The sequence below is a fragment of the Acetobacter lovaniensis genome (genome assembly GCF_014207635.1).
GTDB lineage: Bacteria > Pseudomonadota > Alphaproteobacteria > Acetobacterales > Acetobacteraceae > Acetobacter > Acetobacter lovaniensis.
This window is the reverse complement of the sequence record NZ_JACHIE010000004.1, coordinates 39,631-58,514: the sequence shown is the minus strand read 5'-3', so window position 1 is coordinate 58,514 and position 18,884 is coordinate 39,631. Positions and strand designations below refer to the sequence as shown.

At 53.5% G+C, this 18,884-nt stretch carries 16 protein-coding genes; 13 read left to right on the top strand and 3 right to left on the bottom strand.

Annotated features, from left to right (window positions below):
- Complete coding sequence (locus tag HNR55_RS06155) at window positions 1-1,401, top strand: nucleobase:cation symporter-2 family protein (RefSeq protein WP_166114186.1); 1,401 nt, start codon at window positions 1-3, stop codon at window positions 1,399-1,401.
- A 625-nt stretch (window positions 1,402-2,026) separates the two neighbouring features.
- Window positions 2,027-3,208: an aminotransferase class I/II-fold pyridoxal phosphate-dependent enzyme gene (locus tag HNR55_RS06150; RefSeq protein ID WP_166114189.1), complete on the top strand. Its 1,182-nt coding sequence runs from the start codon at window positions 2,027-2,029 to the stop codon at window positions 3,206-3,208.
- A gap of 139 nt (window positions 3,209-3,347) precedes the next feature.
- Here HNR55_RS06150 and HNR55_RS06145 read toward each other — a convergent pair whose 3' ends face one another.
- Genes HNR55_RS06145 through HNR55_RS06135 form a run of 3 tightly spaced genes read right to left on the bottom strand, consistent with a single transcriptional unit; the run spans window position 3,348 to window position 6,471 of the window.
- Window positions 3,348-4,592 (bottom strand): M20 family metallo-hydrolase, encoded by a 1,245-nt coding sequence (locus HNR55_RS06145; protein ID WP_166114192.1) that lies wholly within the window; start codon window positions 4,590-4,592, stop codon window positions 3,348-3,350.
- A 35-nt stretch (window positions 4,593-4,627) separates the two neighbouring features.
- A complete protein-coding gene (locus tag HNR55_RS06140; RefSeq protein WP_166114195.1) occupies window positions 4,628-5,572 on the bottom strand; it encodes a 2-hydroxyacid dehydrogenase in 945 nt (314 codons plus the stop codon).
- Between the two features lie 26 nt (window positions 5,573-5,598).
- On the bottom strand, window positions 5,599-6,471 hold the full coding sequence (locus HNR55_RS06135; RefSeq protein ID WP_166114198.1) for a dimethylarginine dimethylaminohydrolase family protein: 873 nt from the start codon (window positions 6,469-6,471) through the stop codon (window positions 5,599-5,601).
- 315 nt (window positions 6,472-6,786) lie between these two features.
- Here HNR55_RS06135 and HNR55_RS06130 point away from each other — a divergent pair, with 315 nt between their 5' ends.
- The 11 genes from HNR55_RS06130 to HNR55_RS17260 all read left to right on the top strand — a co-directional run bounded on the left by HNR55_RS06130 (window position 6,787) and on the right by HNR55_RS17260 (window position 18,800).
- The gene (locus HNR55_RS06130) at window positions 6,787-7,740 is read left to right on the top strand and encodes a LysR family transcriptional regulator (protein ID WP_166114200.1); all 954 of its coding nucleotides are present in this window, start codon (window positions 6,787-6,789) and stop codon (window positions 7,738-7,740) included.
- On the top strand, window positions 7,740-9,314 hold the full coding sequence (locus HNR55_RS06125) for an ABC transporter substrate-binding protein/permease (RefSeq protein WP_166114203.1): 1,575 nt from the start codon (window positions 7,740-7,742) through the stop codon (window positions 9,312-9,314). The genes HNR55_RS06130 and HNR55_RS06125 overlap by 1 nt, the downstream gene beginning before the upstream one ends.
- Entirely contained in the window at window positions 9,304-10,056 is a 753-nt protein-coding gene (locus tag HNR55_RS06120) for an amino acid ABC transporter ATP-binding protein (RefSeq protein ID WP_276509725.1), read from the top strand. Before HNR55_RS06125 ends, HNR55_RS06120 begins: the two co-directional genes overlap by 11 nt.
- A gap of 154 nt (window positions 10,057-10,210) precedes the next feature.
- Window positions 10,211-12,604, top strand: a complete 2,394-nt coding sequence (locus HNR55_RS06115) for a TonB-dependent receptor (protein ID WP_166114206.1) — start codon at window positions 10,211-10,213, stop codon at window positions 12,602-12,604.
- Between the two features lie 28 nt (window positions 12,605-12,632).
- Window positions 12,633-13,484, top strand: a complete 852-nt coding sequence (locus HNR55_RS06110) for a sugar phosphate isomerase/epimerase family protein (RefSeq protein WP_166114209.1) — start codon at window positions 12,633-12,635, stop codon at window positions 13,482-13,484.
- 15 nt (window positions 13,485-13,499) lie between these two features.
- Window positions 13,500-14,546, top strand: a complete 1,047-nt coding sequence (locus tag HNR55_RS06105) for an isopenicillin N synthase family dioxygenase (RefSeq protein WP_166114212.1) — start codon at window positions 13,500-13,502, stop codon at window positions 14,544-14,546.
- Between the two features lie 33 nt (window positions 14,547-14,579).
- Window positions 14,580-15,317: a class II aldolase/adducin family protein gene (locus HNR55_RS06100; protein WP_166114215.1), complete on the top strand. Its 738-nt coding sequence runs from the start codon at window positions 14,580-14,582 to the stop codon at window positions 15,315-15,317.
- 267 nt (window positions 15,318-15,584) lie between these two features.
- Window positions 15,585-16,835 (top strand): FAD-dependent oxidoreductase, encoded by a 1,251-nt coding sequence (locus tag HNR55_RS06095; RefSeq protein WP_166114218.1) that lies wholly within the window; start codon window positions 15,585-15,587, stop codon window positions 16,833-16,835.
- A 10-nt stretch (window positions 16,836-16,845) separates the two neighbouring features.
- Window positions 16,846-17,337: a c-type cytochrome gene (locus tag HNR55_RS06090; protein ID WP_166114221.1), complete on the top strand. Its 492-nt coding sequence runs from the start codon at window positions 16,846-16,848 to the stop codon at window positions 17,335-17,337.
- Between the two features lie 404 nt (window positions 17,338-17,741).
- Window positions 17,742-18,401 (top strand): HAD family hydrolase, encoded by a 660-nt coding sequence (locus tag HNR55_RS06085; protein ID WP_166114224.1) that lies wholly within the window; start codon window positions 17,742-17,744, stop codon window positions 18,399-18,401.
- A gap of 3 nt (window positions 18,402-18,404) precedes the next feature.
- Window positions 18,405-18,800 carry a GtrA family protein gene (locus tag HNR55_RS17260; protein WP_166114227.1) on the top strand — a complete coding sequence of 132 codons (396 nt, stop codon included), beginning with the start codon at window positions 18,405-18,407 and terminating at the stop codon, window positions 18,798-18,800.
- The last annotated feature ends 84 nt before the right edge of the window (window positions 18,801-18,884 follow it).

Below are 18,884 nucleotides of genomic sequence, written 5' to 3'. Positions count from 1 at the left end.
ATGAAGTGCTGCGAAACAAATGCAGGTGTGTCAGGTTGTATAACAAAGGCTAAATCAGCACAGGATAATCCAGTTGATGAAGTGCTGCCCTTAAACAAGCTGATTATCTATGGTGTTCAGCATGTCTGCACGTTTTATGCCGCTGCGGTTATTGTGCCTATCATTCTGGCCAATGCACTTAACCTGTCCAGAAATGACCTGCTGCACCTGATCAATGCTGACCTTTTTACATGTGGTATTGCGTCTTTAATACAATCAGTTGGTATTGGAAAAATTGGTGTCCGTTTACCGCTGTTACAGGGTGTTACCTTTACAGCCATGGTGCCGATGGTCACCATTGGTGTAGCCGCAGGTGGCGGAATAGAAGGATTGCGAGAGATTTACGGTGCAATTCTCATAGCGGGTCTGTTCGCGTTTGTAGCGGGAAAATATTTTTCCAAAATTGTAAGGTTTTTCCCGCCAGTGGTCATGGGATCAACCATTCTTATCGTCGGGCTTGCCCTGCTTCCCATAGCCGCAAATGATATTGTTGGTGGCCAGAGCCCGAGCATTATGCAGAGCTCTGTTAATATCAGGAATATTTATTATGCGTTGGGTACTTTTTTTCTGATTGTCATCTTACAAAGAGTGTTACGCGGGTTTTTTTCCACCATAGCAGTGCTGTTGGGTTTGCTTCTATGTTCGGGCATTGCCATGATGCTGGGTGACATGAAAGTGCATGATTATAATGCCCTGCCTTGGGTGGCTTATACTCAGCCATTTTATTTTGGGCTTCCTGTTTTTCATATCGCTCCAATTCTGTCGATGACAGTTGTTATGATCATCGCCATGATCGAAACATCTGCCGGTGTTTATGCCATTGGCTCAATTGTAAAGCGTGATATTCATGCTGATGATATTGCCTCTGCTATTCAGGCAGATGGTTTGGCGACTGTTCTGGGCAGTATTTTCAACTCATTCCCTTATACATGTTATGCAGAGAATGTTGGGCTGGTGCGTATGACTGGCGTGCGGAGCCGTTGGGTTATTGTGTCCGCCTCTGTGATTATGATCATTCTCAGCAGTTTTCCGGTATCAGCGGCTCTTGTCGCCAGTATTCCGGCTCCGGTACTGGGGGGCGCTGCCCTTGCCATGTTTGCAACAGTCGCAATGATCGGTGTTCAGATCTTAAGTCAGGTTGATTTTGATGATCATAGTAACATCATTATTGCGGGGGCCAGCGTTGCATTGAGCATGCTTGTTACGGCTCAACCGCATATTACAGATAGCCTCCCATCATGGGTGCGGATTGTGTTCGGGAGCGGGATTACCGTTGGTGCTCTTACGGCTATTTTCCTTAGCCTTCTTTTCAATCATGTTTTGCCTCCTTCAAAGTCAGATAAAAATCTGGCCAGCAATTAACGGCGTTCGTAATTGCCAGAGGATATGCCGTGCATGTGTGGGAAGGGGGGTCAGTGTTTGAGAAGAATGCTGGATATTTGTGCAGGGATGCTCTGGTTACTGAATGGTTATCTGGAGCAGGGCTTTATAGTTTACCAACTGAATGTGGTCAGGACAGAACAGAGTGATTGCTGGTCAAAATAGGGCAGGGCATCTGTTAAGTTTCCTCTGCTCCTGAGGCGTTACCTGTGGGGCAGCGCGTTGCCGTTCTGGCATGGTAACGTAGCTTCTGCGTAGCCCGGCTGCTGGAGGATGCGCTTATCGCTACTCCAATGGGTTAATACCCCCTGTATTGTGTGTTGCAGTCTGGGTTTTGGACGCTCTGTTCTGGAGAGGAATAAAGTGGCTGGCGATGAATTGAACACCCTCTCAATTATTCAGGCTTGTATTCATAGCATATTTTTAGATACGTTATTGGAACATATTGGCCGGTTTCCGTTACAACAAAAGTGAACTTTTCTTTTCACCTCTTTTTCGTACAGTTCTGATCATTCTATTTTGGTCACCATGCTACTCTGCACGAGCAGTGTTTGAGCCAAAGAATTTTTCGCCAAGATTCCTTTCTTTCCCTGACAGGAGACATGCCATGGTTGCCCCTCTGCCACCGCACATACAGCAGGAGTTTCAGGAGCGTGGTTTTTCCCGCAGGCAGATCGGTCGCATTGGTCTTGTTCTGGGTGCAGGGGCTGTTATGGCAGGTATGCCCTGGCACAGGAGCCGGGCGGATACCTTGCCTCTAGGCGGGGTTTACCCTGCGGGGGCCATTCTGCTCAACGGGAATGAATTCTGGACGGGTCCTTTTCCTTCGGCCTTGCCTGCCGGGCAAAAAGCGCTGCTGAACGGCAACCGTTATCTGACCGGTAAGGAGCGTCAGGCGCTTGTTGAGGCCGTGGCAACGTACGACCATATAGGACCAGAACTGGTAACGCCCTGGCCGGGGTCGAGCGACCCGCTGTGCCGGACTGTGATTTCTTTCTGTTCGCCTACACAGGGCCTTGTAACCAGCAACCCTACATATGAGACGGTATGGGGTGTCGCGGAATGGCTACAGATTCCCCTGACCAGAGTCCCCCTACGGCCAGACAATGGCTACAAGACAGATGTGCGGGCCATGCTCAAGGCTGATCCGCATGCAGGCATGTATTATATATGTAGCCCTAATAATCCTACAGGCACCGTGACACCGTTAGCGGATATTGCATGGCTTGCCCGTAATATTCCTGAAAAAGCTGTACTGGTGGTGGATGAAGCCTATCTGCATTTCAGTAATGCGGCCTCTGCGGTTTCTCTGCTTGGGTCGTGCCGTAATCTTGTTGTTTTACGCACTTTTTCCAAACTGTTCGGTATGGCCGGTCTTCGTTTGGGGTTGAGTATTGCTCACCCTCATCTGCATGACCGAATGATGCGGTATGATGGGATTTACCAGACCACCATGCTCTCTGTTCCCGCTGTTTCTATTGGCACGGATAGTCTGAAAGATCAGTCTGAAATTGCAAAGCGGCGTTCTGAAACACGCCAAAATCGTCAAGTCATGCAGGAGTGTCTGAGCCATTATGGCGTCCGGACTGTTCCAAGTGACGCCAATATGCTTATGGCGGATTGGCGCACAGCACCCGGACCAATTGTGAAAACATTCGCCCAGAACAATGTGATTATCGGACGAAGCTGGGATATTTGGCCAACCTGTTCCAGAATTACCGTGGGCTCGGCCAGTGATGTGCAGGTTTTTTGTAAAGCTATGGAACAGGTTGCATCACTGATTAAGTGACAAGCTGATTGTGCTGCAACATCACTAGAAAAAGAGGAGGGAGAAGAGCTACTTCTCCCTCCTCTTTTTTATAAAGCGTAGTTTCCGGGTCTGGGTAGTCAGAAGAGACTTTGAAAAGTTGTAGTAAGGAAATATTTCTTTAAAAAAGATAATCAGCTTTCAGAACAGCGTTCAACAGAACATTGCTGCCCGCCGTGACATCTTCCGGTGTGGCGCTTTCTGCCTCGTTATGGCTGATGCCATGCAGGCATGGCACAAAGATCATGGCTGTTGGCACAACACGGGAGACATAAACGGCATCATGCCCGGCGCCGGAAACAATATTACGCATGCTGTAGCCAAGTTCTTCCGTGCTTTCCTTCACGCTGGCAATGCAGCGTGGGTCAAAATGAACGGCCGGGGAGTTCCAAGTTGGTGTAACCGTGACCTGCACATCATTTTCCAGCGCGCAGGCTTGCATACGCTGTAGAAAATCTTCTTCCATAGTCTGCAGGACAGATTCTGACGGGTTACGCAGGTCTACTGTAAAGCGGACCTCCCGCGGTACAACGTTGCTGCTGGCCGGGAGCGCCGTAATAATGCCAATGGTGCTCAACCCTTCAGGCGCATGGGCCAGAGCCACGGCATTGACCTGTTCAATCATGCGTGCGGCAGCCAGGAGTGCGTCCTTGCGCATGGGCATGGGCGTTGTGCCCGCATGGGCGGAGCGGCCACGGACAACAACCTCGTACCAGCGCATGCCCTGCACACCTGTGACCACACCTATGGTGCGGTCTTCGGCCTCCAGAACGGGGCCTTGCTCAATGTGCAGTTCAAAATATGCAGCGGCAGGATGCTGGCCACAGGGTTCGGTGCCAACAAAGCCACCGCGTTCGAGTTCCTGCCGCAAGGTTATACCGGCCCCATCGGCGCGCGAACCTGCGAATTCCTCGGTAAAGGCTCCCCCAAAAACACCCGATGCCAGCATGGGTGGGGTAAAGCGGGCGCCTTCCTCGTTGGTCCAGTTTACAACTTCCAGCGCATGCCTGGTTGTAACTCCTGCATCATGCAGGGCGCGCAAAACGGCAATACCTCCCAGCACTCCCAGAATGCCATCAAAGCGACCACCTGTGACCTGTGTGTCCAGATGGCTGCCCATCATAATAGGGGGGAGGCCATCCTGCGTGCCGGGGCGGCGTGCAAACTGGTTGCCCATGGAGTCATAAGTAACCGTGCAGCCAAGTGCCGTGCATGTCTGCTCAAACCAGGCGCGAACCTGCCTGTCTTCATCCGTCAGGGCAAGGCGGCAGACGCCACCTTTTTCTGTGCCGCCAAAGGCTGCGGTTGTGACAAGGTCCTGCCACAGGGCCTGTCCGTTTACTGTCAGGTTGGCGTGCTGGCTCATATCCTGTCCATTCCCTGTTTCAAGCTATTCGGTTTTTAGTAACCACGTGCTGTGTCACACAGTAACGCGGGCTTTTCCCCTCGTTCCAGACAGCGCACCACGTCGGCTACGTAACGGGCCTGCACCTCCCGTGCGGCCTCAGAGGCAACATGGGGGGTTATGGTCAGGCGTGGATGGTGCCACAGGGGATCTTCTGGTGGCAGGGGTTCTGGTGTCACCACATCCAGCACTGCGCCACAGAGTGTTCCATCATCCAGAGCGCGGAGCAAATCGCTTTGCACCACGTGGCGGCCGCGCCCGACATTGATAAACCCGGCCCCTCTGGGTAACTGGCTGAGCAGGGTGTGGTTGATCAGCCCATCAGTTGCTGGGGTTGCGGGCAGAAGGTTGACCAGAACATCCAGCCCGGCCAGAAAATCGGGTAACGTGTCCGTGCCACTCCAGACCGTTATGCCATCCAGTTCGGCAGGGGTACGCTTCCAGCCCGATACGCAAAAGCCGACCTGCGCCAGCACCTGTGCCACATAGGCTCCAAGGTGGCCCAGCCCCATAACGCCTACTCTGGTCGTGCTGGATGTGCGGCAGCATACATTGTTGCGCCATATGCCCTGCTGCTGCTGCAACGCCCATGTCCGGGCATCCCGCAGCAGAGTGATAACCGCCCACAGCACATAATCAGCCATCAGCCGTGCGGTTTGCTCCCCACCCATGCGTACAAGTGGCACAGTGCGGGGGAAGTGCTCGTGCGCCAGAAGGTGGTCAACACCCGCCCCGGTGCAGATAATCCCCTTCATGCCTGCAAGGCGTTCCATATGCTCCGGCTCGGGGGTCCAGACGAGTGCGTAATCATCCCCCCCGACTTCCCACGCAGGGTCATACCATGAGCAGACATCCAGATCAGGCGCGACGGCAGCAAAGACCTGATGCCAGCTTTCATACGCCTTCTTGCCATCTGCGCTGATAACAATCCGTGCTGGCATCTGCCCCTGCTCCTTTAGCTGCTGCCTTACGCGGTCTGCAAAGACTGACGGCGCAAGGGCATGGTCATGCAATGAATGCTGCCTCCCCCACGGGAGAACTGGTTCAGTTCCGGGTCAAGCACACTCAGCCCTTCGGCCCGCAGCATGGCATTGATGCGGGTGGAATGGCGCGGGCTTACAACCCGGTCACGCCCCAGAGCCAGTACATTGCATCCCATGTCGCGCATGGCTTCGCGGTAGGTTACGGGCAGAATACGGATACCCTGTGCACGGAACCATTCCAGATCAGCCTCGTCCAGCACATCGACTGCCGCAATCGCCAGATTTTCTGCAACCATGCAGAAAATAACGTCCAGATGCAGGAAATGTTCGGGAAAATGGATCATGCGGCAGGTCCAGCCTGCCTCTTCAAACCAGTTGATGAACTCGGCGGCCCCTTTTATATCCGTGCGCCCACCACTGACCCCTACGGCCAGAAGACCGGGGCGGATGATATGAATATCCCCCCCTTCAATCCGGCCTGCGGTGCAGGTGCGCCAGATTTCGTCGGGTGCATAAAAGGTGCGGATTTCCTTTTCTTCCCCCACCCGTTCGGGGCGGGAAAGGTTGGTGACCACCGTGCCAAATGGCGTGGTCTGCGAGCTGTCGCGGGTATAAACCTCGTAAGGCATGCCCTTGTGGGGCGTGAGAAAATGGCAGGAAACATCCGCCCCCTTGAGGGTGGAGACCAGTTCGTTGAACTGGCTGCTCAGGACGTTCCGGTCGATACTGCCACCGCCAGCCATGGTCTGAATGGCGATGTCGTTGCTCGGAATCCATTCATAATAATCTGGCGGGCATAAAAGAACATCTGTCAGCACACCGGTTTCGCTATCAATAAACCACCTGTTTGCAGCCATGTCTTGTCAATCCCCAAGGTATCTGTTTTCCCTCGCAGGCTATCCGAGCCTCGTTTCGGGCCCAATATGAACAGATATGAGTTTACTTTGGTTTTTTCGCAAACATAGACAAACAACGCGGAAAACCGTCATTCTCCTGCATTCTGGCGCATGCATGTTTATACATTGCGTCGGTTCTCTCTTCCCATCATATATTTTCCACGTCATAATTATTCTGGATAAAGAACGATAACGGTTTGCCAGCATAGAACAGGAGCTTTTGGCAGCACCTTCCGCCCTCTTCTTGACGCCCCATCTGACAGGAGCATTCAAACCATGACGGGAAGCAGCCATAAAACACCCCGCCCCAGAAAAAGGCCACGTGGTTTTCAGGGACATGTTTCCGAAATTGATCTGCGGCTGCTGCGCGTCTTTCACACTGTGGCGGAACAGGGGGGCTTCAGTGCGGCCGAAATTACGCTGGGTAAAAGCAAATCGTCCATCAGTCTGGATATTTCCGCGCTGGAAACCCGTCTGGGCCTGACCATCTGTCTGCGTGGCCGTAGTGGTTTTGCCCTTACGGACGAAGGGCGTGAGGTGCTGGAGGCCACCCGCAAACTCTTTGTTGGTCTGGAGCACTTCCGCCAGCAGATCAATCAGGCCAGTGGCGTGCTCAGCGGCACCTTCAACCTGTATGTTCCAGATAACATACAGACCCATGGCGAGACACCGCTGGTCAAAGCCATTCATACCTTTACGCAAAGCCACCCCAGTGTGTTCATGAATCTGCATTCCGCTTCCACCAAGGAGGTGGAAGTGGCGGTCATGACCGGGCAGGCCACGGCTGGCATTGCCCTTTATGCACAGGGGCAGGCCCCTTTGGGCTGCCGCCCGCTTGTGGCGGAGGCGTCTTTTCTGTTCTGTGGTTCCCGCCACCCCCTTTTCCATATGCCTGAAGAAGACATCACGCTTGATGTGCTGACCAGCCACAGCATGCTCAGCGTGGCGGATGCCGCCACATCCGACAGGTGGGAGGAGATACGCCCGCTGTTTACCTATCGCGCCAAGGCCGATAAGGTGGATGCACGCGCGCTCCTCATTCTTTCTGGCAGTTACATGGGCTTTCTGCCGGAAGTTTTTGCCGCCCCTCTTGTTGCACAGGGGTTGCTGCGCCGGATTGTTTTTAACGATCTGCGGCTGATTACCTGCTGTCATTTTCTGGCACGTACGTCTCCCGAAACCAGCCTGATGGTCGAGACGTTCCGTACCCTTCTGGAAGCTTCCTATTAATGACCAGCTTTTTCTCCCATCTGCGGCTTCCCCGCAGGCTTCGTCCGGTTGCGGCCCTTGCTGTTGCGTTCACCGCAGCGGTGCTGCCTGCTTCTGCCCGGGCTGAACAGATCCCTTCGTTCGTGCAGGATGGTACATTAACCATCTGCACCAACCCCACACTGCCCCCCATGACCTTTGTAAAAGGGCAGGATGTGACACACCCGGAAGGGTTTGACATAGACGTGGCACAGGCACTGGCCACGCGCTGGCATGCGCGCCTGTCTGTGATCACCATGGACTTTACGGGGCTGTTTCCCAGTCTTTCCGCCCAACGCTGCGGTCTGGTCATGAGCGGTATTATCCGCACTCCCGCGCGGGAAAAAAGTTTTGATGCCGTTTCGTATCAGGATACGGCGCTGGTTGTTGTCGGGCGCAAGGCTACCCCCACCCTGAGCAGTATGGATGAGCTTTCGGGCAAGGATGTCGCGGTGGAATCCGGCACCAGCTACGTAACCCGGCTGGGGGTTGTGAACGATGCCCTGATTGCTGCGGGCAAGCCCCCCATGATTATCCAGCAATATCCGACTGAAGAACAGGTGGTGCAGCAGGTGCTGATCGGGCGTGTTTTTGCCTTTGTCAGTCAGGATGTCGAACTTTTCTACCGCATGCGCCAACTGAGGGATAAGCTGCATGTGCTGATTACCCCCGATATTCCCGATTACCGCCATTTTGCCATTTATATCCGCCAGAATCCGGAGGACCGGACGCTGCTGCAGAACGCCATATCGGCGCTGGACGGTGATGGTACGTTGCAAACATTCCGCACCAAATGGTCTGTGACCGATCAGTCCACAAAAGGTGGCGCAGCGGAGGCAGGGACTGGCGGGATGTTTGACTGGGGCGCATTTTTTTCCGCCCTTACGTCCATGGCATTTCTGCATGGTGCGTTCATTACACTGAGTGCGGCGCTGATTTCGCACGGTATTGCCATCATCATTTCTGTGCCGATCGCCATTGTTTTGAACAGCCCGCAAAAATCACTGCTGAAAGTGACGCTGGAAGGTTATGTGTCCCTGTTCCGGGCCGCGCCTACATTGCTCCAGCTTCTGTTTATCTGGAATGCGGTGCCGCAGTTTTTCCCTATTTTTCGGGAACAGTGGTTTACGCCTTTTCTGGCGACCATTCTGGCCTTGTCGATTAATGAATCGGCCTATCAGGTCGAAATCAACCGTGCTGCCCTGAGCGCGGTTGATCTGGGGCAGGAACTTGGTGCAAGCGCTCTGGGCCTGAGCAGGCGCGATATTTACTGGCGCGTTATTTTTCCACAGGCTTTTCGCATTGCCCTGCCGCCAACCATTAACGAATTTATCAATCTGCTAAAAATCACGTCGCTGGCGTCCGTGATTTCGTTGCAGGAGTTGCTGGCTGTGACCCAGATACAGGTAGCGCGGACATTCGCCTTTACCGAGTATTATGCCGCTGCACTGATTTACTACCTTGTCATGGTGTTCTTTTTCCTTTTCCTTCAGAAACGGGTGGAACGACGTTTTTCCTGGTCTGACCGCAAAAAGGTTGTTTCCAATGCAGCATGAAATCACAACCAATTCCATGATCTCCGTGCGGGGCATGAGCAAACTGTTCGGCAAATTCGTTGCTCTGGACCGTGTGGATTTTGACATAAGCCGTGGTGAAAAAATTGTGGTTCTGGGGCCATCCGGGTCGGGAAAATCAACTCTCATCCGTACGCTCAACCAGATTGAACCGCATGACAGCGGTACGCTCATTATTGATGGCAAGCTGATCAACGCAAAGACCGACCCCATACAGCTCCGCTGCATGGTGGGCATGGTGTTCCAGAACTATAATCTGTTCCCGCATCTGAGCGTACTGGAAAACTGCATTCTTGCCCCCATGCGGGTCAGGCGCATGACCCGTATGGAAGCCACAGCCCTTGCCCGCCGTTATCTGGAACAGGTGGGGATTCCCGATCAGGCGGATAAATACCCCATTCAGTTGTCTGGCGGGCAGCAGCAGCGTGTAGCCATTGCCCGTGCCCTGTGCATGCAGCCAGAAGTCATGCTGTTTGATGAACCAACAGCCGCGCTGGACCCCGAGGCCATTGTGGGTGTGGTTGGCATTATGGATGAACTGGCAGAACAGGGCATTACAACCGTTTGCGTGACCCACGAAATGGCTTTTAGCCGCCGGATTGCTGACCGTATTGTTTTTATGGATCAGGGAAAAATTGTGGAAATTACGCCTCCGGAAACTTTTTTTACCGCACCCCAATCGGAGCGGGCCCAGAATTTTCTTAACCAGATGCTCCGTTATTGAAACGCTACAGGGCCGCATACCAACAAGCAAAAGTATGATTTAGTCATTTTCAAACGAATGAGTTGAATATTTCGTTATCAAATAAAAATGAAAAGACCGGTTGCCTTATAAGCCCAGAGCCGGTTCCAACTGGAATGAAATCAGGAATACGGGCATGAAATCCTATTTTTTACGTCGGTCCTTCCGCCTTCTGGCCTCGGTTCCAGTGTATGTTAGTCTGCCAGCTCTGCCCTGTCTGCTTTTGGCATCCACCTCACCACTGGCAACAGCGGCGCCCGCTGCTGCAAGCCCGCCGTCTGTCGATGCAAGCCACAGTGCCGCAGGCCATAAGCGTACGGGCATTGCGCCGCGCCGCAAAAGCTCTGCCCCCCGGCAAGGGGGGGCAGAGCAGGTTGACGTTACGCAGACCCACGCACATCGCTATCTGTCCGAGCCAACTACGGTCAACGTGATCAGCGGTCAGGAGCTTCGTTCGCTCCATCTTGAAAGCCCCAAGGATATCGCATCCTTTACTCCCGGTGTGACGGCTACCAACGCTGTTTCTGGTTCCGCTCCCATTTTTTCCATTCGTGGCGTTGGGCTGGATGACTATGTTGGCACAAATATGGGGGGGATTGGTATTTATCTTGATGGCGTTTTGGCTCCGTTCCCCGTGTTCTACACTGGCCAGATGCTGGATGTGGAAAGTGTTGCAACGGAAAAAGGCCCGCAGGGTTTTGACATGGGGCGCAGCACCACAGGTGGTAGCATTAACGTGCAGTCCGTAAAACCATCTGACAAGTTTGGTGGTTATGCGGAGTGGGGGTATGGAAGCTACAATACAAGCCGTGGCCGTTTTGCCATTAACACTCCCATTACAAGCAAGATTTCCAACCGTCTGGCCTTCAACTATGTTAAAGGCGATGGCTGGCAGAAAGATGTCGTAACAGGTGCGCGCTATGGATCGCAGGATTTGCTGGCGATGCGTAACCTGACCAAGTTTACAGTGGATGACACATCATCCTTCCTGCTGAACATCCACTATACGCGCGATAAGGGGAAATCCACGTCTCCGCAGGATGTGGATACGGTTGCCAATGGTGGTGTGGGGGCAAACCCCGATCCGCATGCTGTCAATGTTGGCGATACTCCGCCGCAACGCAACGAAAACGGTGGCGGTGTTTCGCTTAACTTTACCAAAATTTTTGATTTTGGTACATTCGCCTCCACAACCGGGATTGATTTTTACCGCCGGAACGATCTGGACAACTACGATGGTCTGGGCACCGTTGCTGGTGGAGTGCGCTCCGATGGTACAGGCGTGGTTGGCGGCATTGGTACCAAATATGCCGATTATCGCTGGAACGACACGGCCATTGCCCAGTCGCATGACATGCACCTGCGCATGAATCTGGCCAAAATTTTCCATCTGACCGTTGGTGTGTTCGAATCTTATGACAAGATTGACGGCAGTTACACCAGCTATCGCATGGATGACCCTGACAGCATGGTCAACCTGACCAACCATTTTTCGCAGCAGAATCTGTCTACCGGGGTTTATGTCAACACGGTCACCAACATCACGAAAAAGCTGGATTTTATCGCGTCTGGTCGTTTTTCTTATGATGAGCGTGGCTTTAATGGCGGTTCGGTGTATTCGGCTGTCGGGAACGGAAGCCCGCGTCTTGCCGCACCCTACAATGCAACGCTTGACGGCCCGATCAATCACCTGAACCAGCAGCACGATTACGAGCGTTTTACCGGGCGTGTTGGTCTGCGTTACCAGATTGTGCCGGGTACTTACGCTTATGGCACCATTTCCAACGGTTATAAGGCTGGCAGCTATTTTGCGGCCCCTGTGCTGGCTCCTGCGGCACTGGATTACGTCCGTCCGGAAAATCTGATTGCTTATGAAATCGGGATCAAATCCTCCCTTCTGCATAACAAGCTTGTTCTCGAAGGTTCTTTGTTTGACTATGAATATCACAACCGTCAGACACTCTTCTTTGGCACGTTCCACCCATATGCGAATTCAAACATCTCCAGCAACTCGCTGACGCTGGGCACGATCCCGCGTGCACGCACACGGGGTGGCGAAGTTTCCACCACTTTGCATAACGTTATTCCCAATCTTGATCTGCGTGGTTCCTTTGCTTACCTGGATGCACAGATCAAAAGCCCGGTTGACTCGCTACCCGGTCTGACACTGGACCCAAAGATCGCGCATAATTCCCAGCTTCCGTTTGCGCCACGGTTCTCATGGAGTGCTGTTGCACGCTACAACATCGACTTTAACCGTTACCGCACCACATTGCAGGCCAGCTACACATGGAAAGACAACATGTGGGCCGCATTGGGCGACAGTAACGCCCAGACCAGCAAGATCAGCTCACTTGGTCTGCGGATGGAAGTCGGGCCCAAAACCGGCAAATGGACGGCTGCTGTTTATGTGGACAACCTGCAGGACAACCATGGTTCCACCTACTCCTTTACCGGAAGTGACGGGAACCGCTCCCAGTACATCCAGACACCCCGCTGGGTTGGCTGCGATCTGCACTATAACTTCTGAGTCCTGAATGGGAACCGGGAAAGCGATGATGAAATTTGAACTTTTCCGAACGTTGTGGGGAGACGGTCGTCGGTGGGATATCTCACTGGCGGAAGCACGCGCCGCCGGGTTTGTCGGGTTGGAGGCGCGTATTCCTCCCACCCATGCTGCCGCGCAGGAATGCAGCACTATTTTGCGAGAAGAAGGAGCACCGTATATCGCCATTGCCATGACAGGTGGCGGCGTTATTCCCAACCAGAGCGCCTCCGTCCAAAACCATCTGGATGACCTGCGTTGTGCTGTGGACCGGGCATTGCCCATGACCCCCCGGTTTATCACCATTCTGGGGGGCAACGACCGCTGGCCTGCAAGCCAGCAGGCAGAGTTTGTTGCACAGGCACAGGAAATCTGCCGCTCGGCCAATATACTCTGCTGTTTTGAAACGCACCGCTCGCGTATTCTGGCGACACCGTGGGTAACACTGGATGTGCTTGCGCAGGTGCCCGACATGCTGTTTACGGCCGACATAAGTCACTGGGTTGTCTGTTGTGAACGCCTGCTGGATGACCCGGCAGATGACCTGTCCGCTTTTGTCGAGCGTGTGCATCATATTCAGGCCCGTGTGGGGTATGATCAGGGGCCACAGGCACCTCATCCCGGTGCGCCGGAATATGCGTCCGCCCTGCGGTTCCACCAGAGCATCTGGCAACAGATCTGGCAGAGCCAGCTTGCGCGCGGATACACGACAACCACCATGACGCCAGAGTGTGGACCAGACGGGTACCTGCACACCTTGCCGTTTACCAACATGCCGGTTGCGGACCTGTGGTCTCTTAACATCTGGACTGGCCAGACAGAGCGCCAGCATTTTCAACATGCCATGTCAGAGACAGGGCAGTAAAAAGGAACTGGGTTGATGTCCGTTTCCACCACAACTGAAACTTTCACCCGTATTCCCGTTATTGATATCAGTGGTCTGTACAGCCCTGATATTGCGCAACGTCAGGCCGTAGCGGACAAGCTGGGTGATGCTGCGCGCAATGTCGGGTTTCTCTTTATCTCCGGGCATAATGTGCCCGATGACCTGATCGAGGGTGTGCGCAAGGCTGCGCGTGATTTTTTTGCCCAGCCTTTTGAAAAAAAGATGGAATACTACATCGGCACTTCTGCCACGCACAAAGGGTTCGTGCCAGAAGGGGAGGAAGTGTATTCCGCAGGCCGTCCGGATCACAAGGAAGCGTTTGATATTGGCTACGAAGTTCCAGCCAATCATCCGCTTGTACAGGCCGGAACCCCGCTGCTGGGCCCCAATAACTGGCCTGAGCTTCCCGGTTTTCGGGCTGCGGCGGAGGCTTACTATCGTGCGGTTTTTGATCTGGGCCGCAAGCTCTTCAGCGGTTTTGCGCTCGCTCTGGGGCTGGAGGAAAACTACTTTGATTCCGTAGCCAATTTTCCGCCCTCCAAACTGCGTATGATCCATTACCCGTATGACGCACAGGCGCAGGATGCTTCTGGCATTGGCGCCCATACGGATTACGAATGTTTTACCATCCTTCTGGCAGACAAGCCGGGGCTGGAAGTGATGAACGGGCACGGAGACTGGATTGACGCGCCGCCCATCCCCGGAGCCTTTGTGGTCAATATTGGTGACATGCTTGAGGTCATGACCGCGGGCGAGTTTGTGGCAACAGCACACAGGGTACGCAAGGTTGCCGAGGAACGCTATTCCTTCCCGCTCTTTTACGCCTGTGACTACCATACCCAGATCCGCCCGTTACCGGCTTTTGCCAAGGATGATGCGGCTTCCTACGAAACCATCACCATTGGCGAGCACATGTGGGCGCAGGCCTTGCAGACATACCAGTATCTGGTGCGCAAGGTTGAAAAAGGGGATCTCAAGCTCCCCGCAGGGGCACGCAAAACAGCAACGTTTGGACATTTCAAGCGCGTTGCCTCAGCCTGAAACCAATTTTGTGAATTTAAGGACACCATAACAATGACAGTACAGCAGACAGAACAGGAACTGCGCGAGGACCTGGCAGCCGCATATCGGCTTATCGCGCATTTTGATATGACGGATATGGTGTATACGCACCTTTCCGTCCGTCTGCCCGGTGAGGGACACCGTTATCTGGTTAACCCGTATGGGCTTCTGTTTGAGGAAATTACGGCCAGCAGTCTGGTTATTGTGGACGCAGATGGTGTTCCACAGCAAAAAACAAGCTGGAACATCAATCCTGCCGGGTTTGTTATTCATTCCGCTATCCATGCCAACCGGGCGGATGCTGCCTGTGTCATGCATACGCATACCCTTGCCGGTATGGTGATTGCTGCACAGGATAAAGGGATTCTCCCGCTTAACCAGATCAATATCGAGTTCTACGGCGCGGTTGCCTTCCATGCTTACGAAGGCATTGCAGCGGATGACAATCTGAGCGAACGTGAGCGTCTGGTGCGTGACCTTGGCACACGCAATGCCATTATTTTGCAAAACCACGGCCTTCTGACAGTGGGCAGCACTGTGGCGCAGGCATTTTACCGCATGTATTACATGGAACAGGCCTGCAAGATCCAGATTGCGGCCCAGTCCACCGGGGTGCCGCTGCACATTCCGTCGGAAGAAAAAATGCTCCGCGCCAAAAACCAGTTTGATACCGACCCTGATCAGGGGCAGATGATCTGGAAGGCCCTACGTCGCAAGCTCGACCGGGAACAGCCTGACTATAAAAACTGATCAGTCATGCCTGACCTTGCAAGGGAGAGGTTTTCGAGCTTCTCCCTTGCATCTGTCCGCCCATCTGCGCCAGAGGCAGCACAACAGATGCGGCCAGCCCGCCAGAAGGAATGCTTTGCGGGATGCAAAGTGTGCCCAGCCAGATTAACAGTCATTTTGCAGGCCCATGCGTGACCGTTTTGCGCACAGGGGTAGCGCATGCACGGCAAACTCCCTTATGCTAGGTCTTCTATTCGCCAGTTGACCACATAATTAGGAATACGCAGCTTGAAACGCAGAGACCTGTTTGCGGCCTCTCTGGCAGCCGGAATAATGGGGAGCACTCGCCGGGTCCGGGCCGCAACCCCAGACGCATCGGCTGCTCTTGGGCGTACGGCCCTGCACGGCACCATCCCGCGTATTGTGCCTGTTCGCGCTCACGCGGACCAGATCATGGATATAAAGGTCTGCCTGCGTCCGTTCCGTCCCGCTGGTCCACGCATGGATGTGGAGCATGTGGCGGGCAAAACAGTGGTGCATAATTACGGCCATGGCGGGAGCGGCTGGTCGCTTTCATGGGGGGCGGCTTACATGGCGGTTGGGCACGCCGCGGCTACGCTCGAACGCAAGGTGGCGGTTGTAGGCTGTGGCATTATTGGCCTGACTTCGGCCCTGACCGCGCAGCGCGCGGGGCTTGATGTCACCATCTATACCCGCGACCTGCTCCCCCATACCCGTTCGGTGCGGGCGAATGGGAGCTGGACGCCAGATTCGCGCATAGCCCTGACCCAGCAGGCTGGCCCCGAATTTGCCAGAACGTGGGAAAAAATGGCCCGCTACTCCTGGCAGACCTATCGCGACTATCTGGGCATGCCGGGCAATCCAATTGATTTCCGGGATAACTATACCCTGTCCGATACTGCACCGGATGCGGCAGACCATGTGCCTGTTCCAGCAGATGCGGCCAAAGGCACCTTTGCCACCACAGGCATGCCGCAGAGCAGTGCGGAATTCGCTGAATATGCCAGCCGGATAAGCGATATTATTCCCGCACCCGAACTGCTGGCCGGGGCCGATAACCCGTTCCCCGTGGCCTATGCCCGGCGCACGCCGCTCATGATCTATAATTTTGGCGCCTATGGCCACCTTCTGCTCGAAGAGTTCCATCAGGCAGGCGGGCGGATTGTGATCCGCGAGTTCCATACGCCTTCCGATCTGGCGGACCTGCCTGAGCGTGTGGTGATCAATTGCCCCGGTTATGCCGCGCGGGACTGGTGGAACGATAAATCCCTTATTCCCGTCCGCGGGCAGACAAGCTGGCTTCCACCACAGCCCGAGGCCCCTTACGCGCTGGAGTACAAGGGGGCAGCCATGATTTCCAAATCCGATGGCGTGATGATTCAGGGCTATGACATGTACGGACTGGGCGAGATGGATGGCGTGGGCAACAGTTTTGAACATCCGGACCGCGCCGAAGCAGAAAAGGCCATTGCCATTATTGGCGATCTTTTTACCCGCTTTCAGCTCCGTGACGGATAAGAGTGCTATCATGACCCTTTCCTTCACTCTGCGTGTTACTTTTGTGGTCTCTGTGCTGGTGGCCTGCCTCCATATAGGTCAGGCATGGGCCGGTCCGCATTCTACGGCTCAAGCTGGTAGCCAGAGCGGCAGTGGACATGCAGTCTCGTTTTCGGCTGAGCAGGTGGCCCATGGTGCGCAGATTTATGCTGGAGCCTGTGCCATGTGCCATGGTGCGGACCTTGAGGGTGGGCATGACGTGCCGGACCTGGGTACGTATTTTACCGCACGCTGGGCCAATACCCCGATTGATCAGCTGGCCGGATATATATCCCGCGCCATGCCCCTGATGGCTCCGGGCACCCTGCCGCCGCAGGATACGGCCGCTCTGGTTGCGTTTCTGCTGCACCAGAATGGTGTGATCTCCGCCACCGATGCGCCTTTGCCTATGGAAGAAGCCCGATTGGCCAAACTCCGTTTTCCCGTCCCCTCTGCCAGTTCTGTTATGGGTGGTAAGCCGTGAAGGGGAGTTCTGTTTGTTCCCGGTGTCGAACCGTGTTGTCGTGACATGGGCTGACATCCAGAGGCCGCCGCAATTTGCCTCCACATCCGCGCCGTAGCACGGGGATTGCTTTTGTACGCCCACATTGTTGTACGGTAAATCCTGATGCACACAGCATAAAAGGCTCTGACAACCTGGGCTGAGGCTGGGTTTCATGCTGCGCAGAAATCACATGCATTCGTGATTAAGTTCAGATAGATAAGCGTTTCCTGAAAGTTCGGGGGGCTTCATATTGAGGAAAGTTCTGCGTCTCGATATGGAGTTGAGCTGAAGTGTGAGTGCTTGATTCAGGTATAAAGTACATCAGTATGAGTTTTGAAGATTGGGCAGATGATCTTCATGTGGTGTAGAATGAAGGTTTTGGCATGTCTGTTTCTAAATATATAAATATATCACTATCTGATGTACAAGGAGTTCTTATTGATCTGGATGATACACTATATGTGTATGAGGATAACCATGATCGCGCCTTAAAAGATGTTCATAAAGAATTTTTTTCGGATATGGACTATTCGGAATTCGCCCGATTCTACAGAAACGCACGGAATGCCGTTACACAGCGTCTGGTGCCGCAGGGGGCATGCCGGTCCCGGCTTTTTGCTTTCCAGAATATTTTTGAAACGCTTGGAGTACAGCAACCCTTTGTTAGGGCTTATGTGGCAGATGCTCTTTATTGGGACAGTTTTATAGCCAATATGGTGCTCGCACCTGCGGCGGATGCTTTTCTTGTGCGGTGTGAGACATTGGGACTACCGGTCTGTATTGTGAGTGACATGACTGCTCATGTGCAGATCCGCAAGATCGAGAAGCTCGGTTTGGCGAAGCGTATTGCCCATCTGATCACCTCGGAAGAAGTCGGTGCGGAAAAACCAGATGCCCGTATGTTTCTGGCTGGAATGCAGAAGCTTGGAATCCGCCGGGGTGAGGATGTTATCATGATTGGGGATAGTCTTGAGAAGGACATAATTGGGGCGCAGACTATAAACATAAGAGCATATCAGGTATCTCTTACGCAGGAATTTTAGTCTATGCAGCGGTATAGGGATATATATATTCATTTTTTTCGGTTTATAATTGTTGGTGGTATAGCAACCATTGTAAATTATTTGGTATTTTTGGAGCTTCTCGACTCTGTGGGCGTGCAGTACCTGATAGCCGCATCCTGTGGTTTTCTGGCTGGGGTAATGGTCGGGTTTCCACTTAACAAGATGTGGACCTATCAGCATGCCTCAACCATCAGCTGGGGCATGTTGAGTAGATATGGGTGTGTTTATCTTTTTTCTTTAATTGCCAACATATGCGTTTTGAGTTTTCTGGTAGGTATTTTTCGAATAGATGCACGTATTGCAAGTATTGTTGGAATAGGATTTACAACGGTAACTAATTTTATTGGAACAAAATTCTGGGTTTTTGGGTCTAAATAGGTTTTGATGGGATGTGGAAGAACTTCTGGCTAAACGCACAAGACCGCCTGCGGTTGAGTGACATAATCCGTAGCCCATTATTCT

Coding starts and splice junctions, on each gene's coding strand:
- HNR55_RS06130 (WP_166114200.1), top strand. CDS start 6,787: ATGACGGGAAGCAGCCATAAAACACCCCGCCCCAGAAAAAGGCCACGT.
- HNR55_RS06110 (WP_166114209.1), top strand. CDS start 12,633: ATGAAATTTGAACTTTTCCGAACGTTGTGGGGAGACGGTCGTCGGTGG.
- HNR55_RS06135 (WP_166114198.1), bottom strand. CDS start 6,471: ATGGCTGCAAACAGGTGGTTTATTGATAGCGAAACCGGTGTGCTGACA.
- HNR55_RS06125 (WP_166114203.1), top strand. CDS start 7,740: ATGACCAGCTTTTTCTCCCATCTGCGGCTTCCCCGCAGGCTTCGTCCG.
- HNR55_RS06155 (WP_166114186.1), top strand. CDS start 1: ATGAAGTGCTGCGAAACAAATGCAGGTGTGTCAGGTTGTATAACAAAG.
- HNR55_RS06150 (WP_166114189.1), top strand. CDS start 2,027: ATGGTTGCCCCTCTGCCACCGCACATACAGCAGGAGTTTCAGGAGCGT.
- HNR55_RS06090 (WP_166114221.1), top strand. CDS start 16,846: ATGACCCTTTCCTTCACTCTGCGTGTTACTTTTGTGGTCTCTGTGCTG.
- HNR55_RS06100 (WP_166114215.1), top strand. CDS start 14,580: ATGACAGTACAGCAGACAGAACAGGAACTGCGCGAGGACCTGGCAGCC.
- HNR55_RS06140 (WP_166114195.1), bottom strand. CDS start 5,572: ATGCCAGCACGGATTGTTATCAGCGCAGATGGCAAGAAGGCGTATGAA.
- HNR55_RS06120 (WP_276509725.1), top strand. CDS start 9,304: ATGCAGCATGAAATCACAACCAATTCCATGATCTCCGTGCGGGGCATG.
- HNR55_RS06105 (WP_166114212.1), top strand. CDS start 13,500: ATGTCCGTTTCCACCACAACTGAAACTTTCACCCGTATTCCCGTTATT.
- HNR55_RS06145 (WP_166114192.1), bottom strand. CDS start 4,592: ATGAGCCAGCACGCCAACCTGACAGTAAACGGACAGGCCCTGTGGCAG.
- HNR55_RS06085 (WP_166114224.1), top strand. CDS start 17,742: ATGTCTGTTTCTAAATATATAAATATATCACTATCTGATGTACAAGGA.
- HNR55_RS17260 (WP_166114227.1), top strand. CDS start 18,405: ATGCAGCGGTATAGGGATATATATATTCATTTTTTTCGGTTTATAATT.
- HNR55_RS06115 (WP_166114206.1), top strand. CDS start 10,211: ATGAAATCCTATTTTTTACGTCGGTCCTTCCGCCTTCTGGCCTCGGTT.